At 71.2% G+C, this 13,800-nt stretch carries 10 protein-coding genes and 1 pseudogene; 3 read left to right on the top strand and 8 right to left on the bottom strand.

Annotated elements, in window-relative coordinates; translation table 11 throughout:
• Nucleotides 1-49: 49 nt before the first annotated feature.
• Nucleotides 50-1,546 carry a DNA-binding protein NsdB gene (locus ADL12_RS01075; RefSeq protein ID WP_062697397.1) on the bottom strand — a complete coding sequence of 499 codons (1,497 nt, stop codon included), beginning with the start codon at nt 1,544-1,546 and terminating at the stop codon, nt 50-52.
• Between the two features lie 234 nt (nt 1,547-1,780).
• Here ADL12_RS01075 and ADL12_RS01070 point away from each other — a divergent pair, with 234 nt between their 5' ends.
• Both ADL12_RS01070 and ADL12_RS01065 read left to right on the top strand, forming a co-directional pair.
• The gene (locus ADL12_RS01070) at nt 1,781-2,926 is read left to right on the top strand and encodes an aminoglycoside phosphotransferase family protein (RefSeq protein ID WP_062697395.1); all 1,146 of its coding nucleotides are present in this window, start codon (nt 1,781-1,783) and stop codon (nt 2,924-2,926) included.
• A gap of 306 nt (nt 2,927-3,232) precedes the next feature.
• A complete protein-coding gene (locus ADL12_RS01065; RefSeq protein ID WP_079051780.1) occupies nt 3,233-5,131 on the top strand; it encodes an N-acetylmuramoyl-L-alanine amidase in 1,899 nt (632 codons plus the stop codon).
• A 5-nt stretch (nt 5,132-5,136) separates the two neighbouring features.
• On the opposite strand, the gene ADL12_RS01060 is transcribed toward ADL12_RS01065, so the two are convergent.
• Both ADL12_RS01060 and ADL12_RS01055 read right to left on the bottom strand, forming a co-directional pair.
• The gene (locus ADL12_RS01060; RefSeq protein ID WP_062697392.1) at nt 5,137-7,371 is read right to left on the bottom strand and encodes a glycoside hydrolase family 95 protein; all 2,235 of its coding nucleotides are present in this window, start codon (nt 7,369-7,371) and stop codon (nt 5,137-5,139) included.
• A gap of 228 nt (nt 7,372-7,599) precedes the next feature.
• Nucleotides 7,600-8,097: a hypothetical protein gene (locus ADL12_RS01055; protein WP_062697390.1), complete on the bottom strand. Its 498-nt coding sequence runs from the start codon at nt 8,095-8,097 to the stop codon at nt 7,600-7,602.
• 221 nt (nt 8,098-8,318) lie between these two features.
• Between ADL12_RS01055 and ADL12_RS01050 the strand changes: the two are divergent.
• A pseudogene (locus tag ADL12_RS01050) lies at nt 8,319-9,180 on the top strand (phosphotransferase family protein).
• A gap of 17 nt (nt 9,181-9,197) precedes the next feature.
• On the opposite strand, the gene ADL12_RS01045 reads toward ADL12_RS01050, so the two are convergent.
• The 5 genes from ADL12_RS01045 to ADL12_RS01025 form a co-directional block, all read right to left on the bottom strand.
• Nucleotides 9,198-10,103, bottom strand: a complete 906-nt coding sequence (locus ADL12_RS01045; RefSeq protein ID WP_062697388.1) for a universal stress protein — start codon at nt 10,101-10,103, stop codon at nt 9,198-9,200.
• 134 nt (nt 10,104-10,237) lie between these two features.
• The gene (locus tag ADL12_RS01040) at nt 10,238-10,483 is read right to left on the bottom strand and encodes a DUF397 domain-containing protein (protein ID WP_062697386.1); all 246 of its coding nucleotides are present in this window, start codon (nt 10,481-10,483) and stop codon (nt 10,238-10,240) included.
• Nucleotides 10,484-10,603: 120 nt separating this feature from the next.
• On the bottom strand, nt 10,604-11,770 hold the full coding sequence (locus ADL12_RS01035) for a thiolase domain-containing protein (RefSeq protein WP_062697385.1): 1,167 nt from the start codon (nt 11,768-11,770) through the stop codon (nt 10,604-10,606).
• Complete coding sequence (locus ADL12_RS01030) at nt 11,767-12,831, bottom strand: thiolase domain-containing protein (RefSeq protein WP_062697383.1); 1,065 nt, start codon at nt 12,829-12,831, stop codon at nt 11,767-11,769. The genes ADL12_RS01035 and ADL12_RS01030 overlap by 4 nt, the downstream gene beginning before the upstream one ends.
• Entirely contained in the window at nt 12,832-13,797 is a 966-nt protein-coding gene (locus ADL12_RS01025) for a Zn-ribbon domain-containing OB-fold protein (RefSeq protein ID WP_062697381.1), read from the bottom strand.
• Nucleotides 13,798-13,800: the final 3 nt, after the last annotated feature.

Raw genomic sequence — 13,800 nt, 5'->3', positions numbered from 1 at the left:
CCTGGTGACGTCCTGGAACCCACGAGGATCAATCAGTCGCACAGTCCCCCTATGCCTGTGCGCTGTTGCCGCCGCCCGGCTTCCTCGCCTTGGGCAGCGCCAATCGGATCTCCTCCCGCAGTTCGTGGATCTTCGGATAGCTGGAGTACTCGGCGGTGAGCCGGTACATCTGGCGCAGCCGGTCCCAGGTGCGGCCGGAGGAGTTCGAGCCCATCGACATCAGGGCCAGTCGTGCGTACCGGTCCGCCTGTTCGGGGTCGTCCGCGATGAAGCAGGCGGACGCCATGGACAGATGGTCGAAGATCTTCGACCGCTCCCGGCCGTCGACGCGCAGGGCCAGGGCCTTCTCCGCGTAGTGCTGGGCGTGCGCGGCCGCGCCGGGCTCGAACTCGGCCAGCGTGCGGTAGGCCAGGGCCTGCATGCCGTACAGATCCTCGTCCTTGAAGGTCTGCATCCAACTCGGTGGCGGCACGTCGCTCTTGTCGGAGACGAAGAGGTCCTCCGCCTGTCCGAGGGTGCGGCGCATGGCCTGGCCCTTGCCCATCGACGCCTGTGCCCAGGCCTCGATGGTGTGGAACATGGCCATGGTGCGCGGCAGCACCTGGTCGCCGGAGCCGGACTGGGCGAGTTTCATGAGGTCGAGTGCGTCGTCGGGCCGGCCGAGGTGCACCATCTGGCGAGCCGCTCGGGAGAGCGCCTCCCCGGCGCGAGGCCGGTCGCCGCCCTCCCGGGCCGCGTGGGCGGCGATGACGAAGTACTTCTGGGCCGTGGGCTCCAGGCCGACGTCGTGCGACATCCAGCCCGCGAGGACGGCGAGGTTGGCGGCGACGCCCCACAGGCGCCGCTGGAGATGTTCGGGGTGACGGTAGGCGAGCATGCCGCCCACCTCGTTGAGTTGCCCTACGACTGCCTTGCGCTGCAGCCCGCCGCCGCGGGCCGCGTCCCAGGCCCGGAACACCTCTACCGAGCGCTCCAGTTCCTCGATCTCCTGAGAACCGATCGGGGCCGCCTCGTACCGGTCGAACCCGGCGGGGTCGGCGTGCAATGGGTCGTCGAACTGGGGGGCGTCGGCCTTGAGGGCCGGGTCGGAGTGCAGCCAGTCGTGCATGGCGCTGCTGAGTGCGGATCCCGCGGCGAGCGCGGCACCCGCGCCCACCAAGCCGCGTCGGTTGAGCATGAGGTCCATTCCCGTGAATTCGGTGAGGACCGCAGCCGTCCGCTCGGGCGCCCACGGCACACCGTCGGGATGCTCCACACTCCCGCCGTCCTGCCGTTTCCCCGCACGCCCGTGCCGGACCAGACCGAGGTCCTCGATGGTCACGACACGGCCGAGACGCTCGGTGAACAGGGCCGCCAGCACCCGCGGCACGGGATCGCGCGGGATCTCTCCCATGTCGATCCACCGCCGCACCCGCGAGGTGTCGGTCGCCAGCTGGGGGTGGCCCATGGCCGCCGCCTGCCGGTTGACCAGCCTCGCGAGCTCGCCCTTGGACCAGCCGGCCAGGCCGAACAGGTCCGCCAGGCGGGTGTTGGGTTCTCCGCTCACGTCAAGCCCCCAGGTTCTCGGCTGAGTTGACAGTAGCCCGGTGGGAGGTGCCGGGCGACTATTCGCCAGGGTTCGCCAGGGTGCGCCAGATGGTGTGCCACTGGGCATCGGGTGTCAGGTAGGAACGCGCCACCCCGACCCGGTTCGCCGAGGGACATTCCCCAGGGTGCACCCGGGCGGCCGGATCGGGCAGCGCTTCGACTTCGCAGGCACACGAAGGGATCTGTTTCTCCCATGTACGCAGCATCGTCCTCCGTGTCCGCCCCGCCCCGGTCGCTTCGTCCCCGCCCGGCGGGCAGTGGCCCCTACCTCGACCCCGCGCGGCCGGCGGCTCCCCCCGTGCTCGGCGCGGGCCGGACGCGGCGTCCCGCGGGGCTCGGCACCCAACCGCTCAGCGGGAGACTCGACTTGTCCGGCCCCCAGGGCGCCCAGCTGCGTACGGCGATCGCGTCGGTGCACCGGATCTGCCCGGAGTTCGCTCCGGTACAGGTGCTGCGCCGCAGTGGACGGTCCGTGCTCCTGGTCGGCACGACCGGGCGCAGCACGGCCGTCGCCAAGTGTTTACTCGACCACTCGCCGGCGTGGGCCGAGCGGATCCGGCACGAAATAGCGGCATACCGCTCGTTCGTCCGGCACCGCCCACCGGTGCGCGTGCCGAGACTGATCGCAGCGGATCCGGACAACTGCACGCTCGTCATCGAGCGGATGCCGGGCCGGGTGGCGGCACTGCAGCGGCACCCGGTGGAGGCACCGCCGCGCGCGGACATCAGGGCCGCGCTCGGAGCGATCTGCCGGCTCAACGCGTGGCGGCCGCCGGCGGGCACGTTCGACGCGCCGCTGGACTACGCGACCCGGATCTCCCGGTACCACGAGCTGGGCCTGCTCACCGACCGGGACATGGGCGATCTGCAGAAGCTGCTGCACGGCATCGCGACGACCGCGGGCCGGCAGGGCATGGGCCAGTTCTGTCACGGCGACGCACTGCTCTCGAACATCCTGCTCTCACCGGCCGGTCCAGTGCTGGTGGACTGGGAGCACGCGGGCTGGTACCTGCCGGGCTACGACCTCGCGACGCTGTGGTCGGTGCTCGGGGACGCACCGGCGGCCCGACGGCAGATCAGCCAGATCGCGCAGTCGGCGGGCCCGGCTTCACGGGACGCCTTCCTGGTGAACCTGATGCTCGTGCTGACCCGTGAGATCCGTACCTATGAGACGGCCGTGCAGCGTTCGATGCACGACGCTCCGACCCCGGCGGCACCGGGAGTGGCCCACCCGGGTGCTGCGCCGTCCGGCGAGGAACAGCGGCTGCTGCTGAGGCGGCTGCACGACGACTGCCAGCTGGCCCGGCGGGCCGTGCGTGCGGCGGTCGGTACTCGCTGACGGGGACGATGGTCCGCGGTGCGCCCTGGAGACAGCGGCGTACCGCGGGCTTTCGTGTGTGCAGCGGCAGTGAGTTCCTCCGTATGGCCGTACTCGTCCCACTGGTGTACGCCACTGACGCCCCGCAGGCCCGCAGACCGCCGCCACGAAACTCCCGGGAACCCCGGTTGACAAGGGAATTCGCCTGGCCCTTGGCATGATTGACGGATCGTCGGACAGCCGGTACCACAGACTCACGCCCGGTCCCGCACGGCTCATCGCGCCCGACCGTCCCAGGAGGCTGCATTGCGAGGATCCGTCACCGCCATGGCCGCTGCGGCACTGCTGTTCCCGCTGCTGGGCGCGGCCCCCTCCGATGCCCGGAACTCGGAGAACCGCCTTCAGCCGGCCTTCGCCTCCGCCGCCGCCGAGTACCACGTGCCGCAGAGCGTCCTGCTCGGCGTCTCCTACCTCCAGTCCCGCTGGGACGCGCATGCCGGGGCGCCCAGTGTGACCGGCGGTTACGGCCCGATGCACCTCACCGATGCACGCACCGCGCTCGCCGAGGGGCCGCCGCACCACAGCGACGGCTCGGAGGACGCACGCGGAGACAGTGCCCGCCCGCCCCTGCTCCCCGAGGCGAAACTGCCGGAGACCTCGGAGATCCCGGCCCGCCTCAGGACGTTGCCGAAAGCGGCCGAACTGACCGGACTGCGCCCGGAGGCGCTGCGCACGGACCCGGCCGCCAATGTGGCCGGCGGTGCCGCCCTGCTCGCCGCCGCGCAGCAGGAGCTGGGCGAACCCCTGAGCTCCGATCCCGCGGACTGGTACGGCGCGGTGGCCCGCTTCTCCGGTGCCGACGACACGGCGACGGCGGCGGCATACGCCAACGACGTCTACGACGTGCTGCGCACCGGCCAGAAGCGCGCGACGGACGCGGGCCAGCTGGTCACCCTGGCCGCCCAGCCGGGCCTCTCCCCCCACACCGGGCAGCTGAGGCGGGCTGGGTTGCGCACCCTCGACGCCGCGCAGACCGAGTGCCCGACGACGGTGTCCTGCGAGTGGGTCCCGGCGCCGTACAAGGAGTTCGGGGACAACGACTACGGCAACCACGACCTGGGCAACCGTCCGGCCTCCCAGAGCATCAAGTACATCGTCATCCACGACACGGAGGGTGCCTGGAACGGCGTCCTGGAGATGGTGCAGGACCCGACCTATGTGTCCTGGCAGTACTCGCTGCGCTCCACCGACGGCCACATCGCCCAGCATGTGAAGGCCAAGGACGTCGCCTGGCACGCGGGCAACTGGTACGTCAACGCCAAGTCGATCGGTCTGGAGCACGAGGGCTTCCTGGCGCGGCCGGACGCCTGGTACACGGAGGCGATGTACCGGTCCTCCGCGCGCCTGGTGACGTACCTCGCGAAGAAGTACGGCATCCCGCTGGACCGGCAGCACATCCTCGGTCACGACAACGTGCCGGGTTCGACCACGTCGACGATCAGTGGCATGCACACCGACCCGGGCCCGTACTGGGACTGGCGGCACTACTTCGAGCTGCTCGGCCGCCCCTTCGTAGCCACCGCCGGCCCGAACGGCGGCCTGGTGACGATCCGCCCCGACTACGCCACCAACCGGCCGCGGTACACCGGCTGCGTCACCGCCGGCAAGCCCTGCGCGGACCACGGTTCGAGCGCGGTACGGCTGTACTCCGGGCCCGGCGAGTCGTATCCCCTCATCAAGGACGCCGGCCTGGGCTCGACCCCGACCACCGGCGTGAACGACCTGGCCTCGCGGGTGTCGACCGGTCAGCAGTACGCGGTCGCCGGCCGGGACGGCGACTGGACGGCGATCTGGTACCTGGGCCAGAAGGCGTGGTTCAAGAACCCCGGCAAGAACCCCACAGCGGTAAACGCGACCGGCCTCGTGGTGACGCCCAAGGACGGCCTCAAGACCGTCCCGGTGTACGGGCGCGCCTACCCCGAGGCCTCCGCCTATCCGACGGACGTACCCGCCCAGGCAGTGTCGCCGCTGCCCTACACCTTGCCCGCGGGCCAGAGGTACGCGGTGGGCGACAGACTGCCGGGCGAGTACTACTACGCCGTGGCCTTCGACGGAGCCTCACATCGGGTCGTGGTCGGCAAGGACCTCTACTACGAGGTGCAGTTCGGCCATAGGGTGGCGTTCGTGCGGGCGGCGGATGTGCGGGTGGTGGCGTCGGGTTCCTAGCCGGGTCAGTCCTCCTTCTTCCAGGTGTGGCGTCGCCCGGCGACCGCCTTGAAGGTCAGTTCGCCGCCCTTGAACAGGTCGCTGCGTACGGTGAGTTCACGGGTCCGGGACGCCTTCAGGGCGATGCGGGTCGCCCGGCCGTGCGCCCACTCGATGTCGAGGGTGGCGCCGCCACGGGCGCGCAGGCCGCGCACGGAGCCGGTGGGCCAGGCGGCGGGCAGGGCGGGCAGCACCTCGATGACGTCGTACTGGCTCTGCAGGAGCATCTCCACGATTCCGGAGGTGGCGCCGAAGTTGCCGTCGATCTGGAACGGCGGGTGGGTGTCCCAGAGGTTGGGCAGGGTCGAGGACTTGAGCTGTTCGCCGAGCATCTTGTGTGCGTGGTCGCCGTCGCGCAGCCGGGCCCAGAAGTTGATCTTCCAGGCCTTGGACCAGCCCGTGCCGCCGTCCCCGCGTGCGGTCAGGGAGATCCTGGCGGCCTCGGCCCACTTGCTGCCGGGTTCGATCTGCCGTCCGGGATGGAGGGCGAACAGGTGCGAGACGTGCCGGTGGGTGTCGGTGGCGTCGTCCAAGTCCTCCTTCCATTCCTGGAGTTGGCCCCAGGAGCCGATGCGCAGGCCGGGGTCGAGCCGGTTCAGCGTGTCTTCGACGCGGCGGCGGAAGTCGGGCGTGTCGCCCAGGATCCGGGCCGCTTCGAGGGTGTTGGTGAACAGGTCGTGGACGATCTGCTGCGACATGGCCGCGCCGGCGGTGAAGTCGCCGTGCTCGGGCGAGTAGCTGGGGGTGACGACGAGGGTTCCGTCGCGCGGGTCGGGGCGCAGGTTGTCGAGCCAGAACTCGGTGGCCTCCTTCATCACGGGGTACGCGGTGGTGCGGAGGTAGTCGGTGGAGCCGCAGAATCTGTAGTGCTCGTACATCTGTTGGGTGAGCCAGGCCGCCGCCTCGGGGAACCAGAACGCGGTCGCCCAGTCGTGCACGCCGGTGAAGCCGTACGGGTTGGTCTCGTTGTGCACGACCCAGCCGCGCGAGCCGAACATCTCCTGTGCCGTACGGCGTCCGGGCGCGCGCAGGGCCTCGACGAAGCGGTCGTACGGCGCCGTCGTCTCGGCGAGGTTCGCGGCCTCGGCGGGCCAGTAGTTCATCTGGATGTTGATGTTGGTGTGGTAGTCCGCCGACCACGGGGGCGTGGTGCTGTTGTTCCAGACGCCCTGGAGGTTGGCGGGCAGGGAGCCGGGGCGCGAGGAGGCGATGAGCAGGTAGCGGCCGTACTGGAAGTACAGGGCTTCGAGGGCACGGTCCGCCGCGCTCGTCCCGCCGGTGTACGTGGCCAGCAGCCGGTCCGTGGGGACGTCCGCGGGGATCGACTGGCCGATGTCGAGGCCGACTCGGTCGAACAGGGCTCGGTGGTCGCGGGTGTGCCGGGCGAGCAGTGCCTCGTAGCGGTCGCCCGCCTGCTGCACGGCACGGGTGACGCCGACGTGGGGGTCCGGGCCGCGGTAGTCGGGGTAGGTGTCGGCGTAGTCGGTGCCCGCGGCCAGCACGAACCAGGCGCTGTCCGCCCCGGTCACGGTGATCGTGCCGTCGGCGCCGGACGTGACGGAGCCGCCCTGGCTGCGCACCCGCACCTGCGCCTCGAAGCGCAGCCCGTTGTCGGCGAGTGCGCCCCGCACGGTCAGGGTCGCGTCGGCCGCGGAGGCCGTGAAGTCGGCGCGGGGTGAGGTGTAACGCAGGGTGAAGGTGACGCTGCCGGGCCGGTCGGCGCCGAGGCGGCCCACGATCACGCCGTCGGGGTGGGAGGCGAAGAACTCCCTTTGGTGGCGGACGCCTTGGTGGGTGTAGGCGACCGAGGCGACGGCGTTGTCGAGGTCGAGTTCGCGGCGGTAGTCCTGCGGGGTCGTCGTCGGCGCGCCGGGCAGGTCGAGGTGGAGGTCGCCGAAGGTCTGGTGGGCGCCGTAGCCGACCCGTGGCTGGCCGAGCCGGTCGGCCACCGACGCGGGGTCGAGGGTGGTCCGCGCGTCGAGGTCGTCCTGCACGGCGGTGATCGCGTCGGGGCGGGGTGCGCGCCAGTTGCCGTGGTCGTAGCCCTGGGCGGAGCCGGGGCCGCCGGTCCAGAGGGTCTTCTCGTTGAACTGCAGCCGTTCGGAGGTGACGGTGCCGAACACCATGGCGCCGAGTGCGCCATTGCCGAGGGGCAGGGCCTCGCGCTCCCAGTCGGCGGCGGGAGTGGCGTACCAGAGCACTGACGACTCCCTCGATACATCGGAGGAATCAGCGGCGACAGCCGCAGTGGCGTCCGCTCCCAGAGCAAGCGCACCGGCGCCGGTGACCGCGGCCTTTAATGTGGTCCTTCGAGTGATCTCATGCGACTCATGCGACATGACCCCTGACGCTAGAGGTCCGATGACTCTGCGACAAGGGTCATGACAACATGTGCGGAACCCCGATCGGCGGGCCTCGATCGGGAGGACTCAGCCCTGCTGGAAGAGCTCCGCGGGCAGCGGCTTCAGAAGCGCGTACAGATCGTCGGTGATGGGGCGGTCCCACGCGGCGATGGTCACCAGGACGTTGTCGCTGCGGTCGAACTGCACGCAGGAGATCCGGCTCTCGGAGAGCTTCAGACGGCGCACGATCAGGAGGTTGTCTCCCTGCATGACGGGCACGTCCTCGCTGCCGACGACGGCGACCTCTTCGTCGTTCTCCAGGGCCAGCAGCAGCTGCGCGACCTCGAACGGGATCTCGTCCTCGTCGACCTCGCGGGCCGGGGAGCCCTCAGGCAGGTTGCCGATGATCATCGCGGGGCCGCGGCCGCCGAAGAGGTCGTAGCGCAGGAAGACGCCCTGGCAGCTGCCGTCGGGGGCGGGCAGCAGCCCGGCACCCAGATTGCCGGGCCAGTCGCCCGGATCCATGGCCAGTACGTCGAAGTCGGGCCCGGCGGGCGTGGCGCTGCGGCGGCGGAGGAACGACATGTCGCCATGGTACGTGTCCGGGACTGCTCCGTGACGTGCGGGCATGGGTTCGGACGCTGATCCCTGACGCGCGGGCGCGACTTCCCGAGCGCTCCGTGATGCCGTCGGGTGCCGCGGAATTCCGTTGCCCTCCGGCAGAGGCACGTCCTACGGTCCCGATCACGCTGCCGCCGGTGGAGACAGACGAGGATGGGGACGCCGTCGTCCCCGACGAGAAGGTGATGCGGGTCGGAGCGGAGGATCTGTGCGCCCGTCTCGCTCTGGCAGGTCTCCCGCTGACGCGCTTCCCGGACGGGTCACAGCCGGTCTACGCCGTGGGCGACGAACACGTCCTCAAGCTCTTCCCAGGAGCCGCCGCCCGGGACGGCATCGCCGAGGACCGCGTCCTGTCCCATGTCCAGGGGCTCCTGCCCGTCCCGACGCCACGCGTGCACGACGCCGGTCCGTACGAGAACGGCCGGCGGTACGTCCTGATGTCCCGGCTGCGGGGCGAGAACTGGCCGGTGCCTGGGACCGCGTCCCGCGCCTCGACCGTGAGCGGCTCGTCGCTGAGATCAGCGAGCCCTGGCCGTACTGCATACCCTCGATGCCGCCCCGCTCGAGGATGTCCTCGGGCCCGGGGACTGGGGCGCGTTCGTGGACCGGCAGCGTTCCGGGGCCGTGGAGCGGCAGCGCGAGCGCGGTCGGCCGGCCGCCTGGCTGGAGCAGATCCCCGAGTTCCTCGCTTCGGTTCCACTGCCGCGTGCCCCGCACCGTTCCCTGCTGCACAACGAGGTCATGCAGCAGCACTTCCTTGTCGATCCTGACGGCTGGCGCCTGACCGGGCTCTGCGACTTCGAGCCGGCCATGATCGGCTTCCGCGCGTACGACTTCGTCGGCGTGGGCCTGTTCGTCACCCGCGGCGATCCGCAACGTCTGGCCCGCCTCACCAGGCCGTACGACACCTCCTTCGCCCCGGCCGAGCTGCTGGCGTACACGCTGCTGCATGTGTACAGCAATCTCCCTTGGTACATACGGGAGTTGGGCGCACCGGCCGACGGTACGCTGCCGTCCCTGGCCGAGGCGTGGTTCGGCACCGCGTGACGCGCTCCGGTGCCCGCTCACTCCTGCGGCGGCGCAGGCGGCACCACGGCCACCGGGCTCGCGGCGTGCAGCAGGACGGCCTGGGCCACCGAGCCCATCATGCGGGCGGGGGCCAGTGGGAGGCGCCGGTGGCGGCCCACGACGACCAGGTTCGCGTCCTTGGAAGCGGCGACGAGGTGGCCGGCCGCGTCGCCCGGGGCGGCATATGGCTCGGCGCGGACCTCGGGGTGACGGTCGCGGTGCTGGGTGAGGAGGCCTTCCGCGAGGGTGCGGGTCTCGTTCTCGACGGCGTCCTGGTCGACGGGTGGCGGCACGATCTGGCTGGGAGCCGCCGTCCACAGGTGCGCCGGCCATGGGTAGGCGGCGACGACCTGGAGTCGGGCGCCGCGCCGGGCGGCCTCGGCGAAGGCGAAGGACAGCGTGGCCTCGTCGGGGCTGTCGACCTGCAGGCCGACGACGACCCGCGGCCCCGGCTCGATCGGCATGCCGTCATGGACCTCGCGTCCCGGCTTGGGCACCACGACCACCGGGCACTCGGCGTCACGCGCGACGGCCGTAGCGGTGGAGCCGAGCAGCAGGCCGACGAAGCCCCCGCGCCCGCGGGAACCGAGCACCAACAGCTGGGCGGCGGAGCCCAGTTCGGGCAGAACCGCGGCGGGCGCGCCCTCCAGGGCGAGGTACTCCGTCTCCGGCCGCTCGACCCGCCCTGCCAGATACCGGCGTACGCGGTCGAGCACCGGATCGTCCTCCGGTTGCGGTCGCCCAGCGGGCAGCACACCGGGCTTGGCCCAGGCGGCGTACTGCTGCACATGGACCATGCGCAGCGGCGCCTCGCGCACCAGCGCTGCCTCGAAGGCCCAGTCCAGCGCGACCAGGCTGTCGTCCGAGCCGTCGACCGCCGCGATGACCGGCAGGGTGCTCATGGGTTCCTCACCTCCGGATACGACCTACCCCTCCCGGGGTCAGCCTGGCTCAGGCGTCGGCCCCAGGGGGGTTCTCAAGGTCGCGTGTCCGGAAAAACGGGCGGAACACACCCGGATCGGCCCGAAGAGCGCTGTCAGGTCAGGTCGAACTCGCCCTCCCTCGCGCCCGACACGAAGGCACCCCACTCGGCGGGTGTGAAGATCAGGGAAGGGCTCTCCGGGCGGCCGCTGTTGCGCATCGCGATGAACCCCTCGACAAAGGCGATCTGGACATCCCCCAGGCCACGGCTGCTGGAGTGCCAGTCGGCGTTGCTGAGGTCCAGCTCCGGCTTGTCCCAGCCCGTGAGCGGCTGCTGCTGGATGGTGGTGCTCTCGGCCACGTCCGTGCTCCTCCCGATTCGCGTCGTCCGCGGGTCAGCCTAGCGATCGGTTACGAGTGTCGACAGGCCACGTGAGGAGGACCTTTGCGGAGTCGTCTCCGCCGCCGCCCGGTAGTCCTCTCAGGCGTCCGGTGGCTCGGAGCCCACGAGCCACATGGAGAAGAACTGGGACCCGCCGCCATAGGCGTGCCCGAGCACCTTGCGGGCCCGGTCGATCTGGTGTTCCCCGGCCTGTCCGCGCACCTGGAGGGCCGCTTCCGCGAAGCGGATCATGCCGGAGGCCCCGATGGGGTTGGTGGACAGAACCCCGCCCGACATGTTCACGGGCAGGTCCCCGTCGAGCTCGGTCACCCCGGACTCGGTGAGCTTCCAGCCCTCGCCCTCGGCGGCGAAGCCGAGGTTCTCCAGCCACATGGGCTCGTACCAGGAGAACGGCGCGTACATCTCCACCGCGTCGATGTCCCGGCGGGGATCGGCGATCCCGGCCTGCCGGTACACGTCGGCCGCGCAGTCCTTCCCGGCCTGCGGCGACACGAAGTCCTTGCCGGCGAAGAGGGTGGGCTCGCTGCGCATCGCACCGCCGAGCATCCAGGCGGGCGGGCGTGCCGCGCGGGCGGCTCCGACGCGGTCGGTGAGGACCATCGCGCAGGCGCCGTCGGAGGACGGGCAGGTCTCCGAGTAGCGGATCGGGTCCCAGAGCATGGGCGAGGCCTGGACCTTCTCCAGGGTGATGTCGTGCTCGTGCAGGTGCGCGTAGGGGTTCTTCAGCGCATTGCGGCGGTCCTTGTACGCCACCAGCGAGCCGACCGTGTCGGGCGCGCCGCTGCGCCGCATGTACGCGCGCACGTGCGGCGCGAAGAACCCGCCCGCCCCGGCCAGCAGGGGCTGCTGGAAGGGGATCGGCAGGGACAGGCCCCACATGGCGTTCGACTCGGACTGCTTCTCGAAGGCGAGCGTCAGCACGGTGCCGTGCACGCGGGCCGCGACCAGGTTGGCAGCGACGAGGGCGGTGGATCCGCCGACCGAACCGGCCGTGTGCACCCGCAGCATCGGCTTGCCCACCGCGCCGAGCGCGTCGGCGAGGTACAGCTCGGGCATCATCACGCCCTCGAAGAAGTCCGGCGCCTTGCCGATCACGACGGCGTCGACATCGGCCCAGCCCAACTCGGCGTCGTCGAGGGCCCGTCGGGCCGCCTCCCGGACGAGCCCGGCGATGGACACGTCCCGGCGCGCCGCGACGTGCTTGGTCTGACCGACGCCTACGACGGCCACGGGCTCCTTGCTCATCGCGGATCCCCTTCGAGTACGGCGACCAGGTTCTGTTGCAGACACGGTCCGGACGTGGCATGCGCGAGCGCCCGGTCGGACTCGCCCCGGTGGATACGGGCGGCTGCCTCTCCGATGCGGATGAGCCCGGCGGCCATGACGGGGTTGGCGGCGAGCGCCCCGCCGGACGGGTTGACACGCACGCCGGCGTCGAGCTTCAGCGCCTTGCGCAGGACGACCTCCTGGGAGGTGAAGGGCGCGTGCAACTCGGCGGTGTCGACCGGCCGTTCGAAGGAGCCCGCCTTCTCGGCGGCGAGGCGGGTCGAGGGCGAGTCGGTCAAGTCGCGCACGCCCAGGCCGTGTGCCTCGATGCGGTGGTCGATGCCGCGTATCCAGGCGGGCCGGTCGCACAGCTCGCGGGCCCGCTCGCCCGCCGCGAGGATCACGGCGGCGGCCCCGTCGCCGATGGGCGGGCAGTCGCCGGTACGCAGCGGTCGTACGGCGTACTCCCCCTGGGGCACCGAACCCCGCAGCTGAGCATGGGAGTTGGCGGTGGCGTCAGCGCGGCTGCGGGCGGCGACGGCGGCGAGCGCGGGCTCGTCCGTGTCGCCGGCGTCGATGAGGGCCTGGGCCTGGAGGGCGGCCAGGGCGACGGAGTCGGGCCAGAGAGGGGCGACGCAGTAGGGGTCGAGCTGCCGGGTCAGGACGTCGCGCAGGGGGCCGGGTGAGGACTTGCCGTAGGAGTAGACCAGCGCGGTGTCGGCGTCCCCGGTCAGCAGCTTGGTCCACGCCTCGTACAGCGCCCAGGCGCCGTCCATCTCGACGTGCGACTCGGAGATCGGCGGCCAGGCGCCGACACCGTCGAGGGCGAGGGTGAAGGAGAAGGCACGGCCGGCGAGGTAGTCGCTGGAGCCGGAGCAGGTGAAGCCGATGTCGGCGGTCTTGAGGCCGGTCTGTGCGAGCACGTCGTGCAGGACCGGCATGAGCATCTCCACCTCGGAGAGCTCCTCGCTGGTGCGCCGGTGGTCGGTCTGAGCGAAGGCGACCACGGCGATGTCCCTGACCGGCAGGTCCCTGGTCATCTACACCAGCTCCTTGTACGTGTCGTAGTCCGCGTCGGGCTCGCCGGTCGGCCGGTAGTGGTCGGGGTAGCGGGCGCCCTCGGTCCACACCGGTTCGACGCGCAGACCCATGCGCACCTGGTCGTAGGGGATGCCGCCGATTCGGGCGTGCAGGGCGAGGTCGGCGCCGTCGAGGGCGATGTGGGCGTAGACGTACGGCACTTCGATGTCGAGATTCGCCGTATGAGCAGCCTTGATGTTGACGATGCAGAACGTGGTGACTGTGCCGCGGGGACCTACTTCGACCTGTTCTGATGTGGCGACCCCACATGTGGGGCACGCACCCCTCGGTGGAACGTACACCTTGCGGCAGGAGGGGCAGCGTTCGCCGACGTTCCGACGGTCGGCCAGGGCGTTGATGTAGGCGGTCTGGGCGCGGCCGGGTGAGTAGGTGTACTCGAGGCGGGCGCGGGCGACGATGCCGGTGACCGGGTCGTCGAACTCGCCTGTGTGGCCTGTCGGTTCGGCCGGGTCGCCGCCGTCCGGGCTGCCTTCGTACCGCTCGAAGCAGGCGATGTCCGTGATGGCGCCGGTGCGTTCCTCGGCCCAGCGGACGCGGACGCGCATGCCGGTGTGCACGGCGTCGGGGCCGGGGGCGTCGAGGGCGTGCAGGAGAGCGGTGTCGGCGCCGTCGAGGCGGACCAGGACCCAGGCGAAGGGGGTGCCGAGAGGCTGGTCACGGCGGGGGGCGTGGTTCCAGGCCCAGGTGGTGACCGTGCCGGTCGGGGCGACCTCGACCAGGTCGCGAATCTCCTCGGCGGTGACGGGGTCGTACTCGACGGGAGGGACGAGCGTGCGGCCGTCGCTGGTGCGCACTGCGAGCACGACGCGTTCGCGCAGGCCGGTGAGGAAGGCGCTCTGGACAGGGCCGAGAGAGCGGGTGAAGGGGAACTCGACGACGAGCGGCGCTTTGAGGACTTCGGGCATCCC

Origin of the sequence: Streptomyces regalis, assembly GCF_001509475.1 — a bacterium.
GTDB lineage: Bacteria > Actinomycetota > Actinomycetes > Streptomycetales > Streptomycetaceae > Streptomyces > Streptomyces regalis.
This window is presented reverse-complemented; position numbering and strand designations above follow the sequence as displayed.

Excerpts from the sequence above, each read along its gene's own strand:
- ADL12_RS01070 (WP_062697395.1), top strand. The coding sequence starts at position 1,781 with ATGTACGCAGCATCGTCCTCCGTGTCCGCCCCGCCCCGGTCGCTTCGT.
- ADL12_RS01065 (WP_079051780.1), top strand. The coding sequence starts at position 3,233 with ATGGCCGCTGCGGCACTGCTGTTCCCGCTGCTGGGCGCGGCCCCCTCC.
- ADL12_RS01055 (WP_062697390.1), bottom strand. The coding sequence starts at position 8,097 with ATGTCGTTCCTCCGCCGCCGCAGCGCCACGCCCGCCGGGCCCGACTTC.
- ADL12_RS01045 (WP_062697388.1), bottom strand. The coding sequence starts at position 10,103 with ATGAGCACCCTGCCGGTCATCGCGGCGGTCGACGGCTCGGACGACAGC.
- ADL12_RS01035 (WP_062697385.1), bottom strand. The coding sequence starts at position 11,770 with ATGAGCAAGGAGCCCGTGGCCGTCGTAGGCGTCGGTCAGACCAAGCAC.
- ADL12_RS01030 (WP_062697383.1), bottom strand. The coding sequence starts at position 12,831 with ATGACCAGGGACCTGCCGGTCAGGGACATCGCCGTGGTCGCCTTCGCT.
- ADL12_RS01025 (WP_062697381.1), bottom strand. The coding sequence starts at position 13,797 with ATGCCCGAAGTCCTCAAAGCGCCGCTCGTCGTCGAGTTCCCCTTCACC.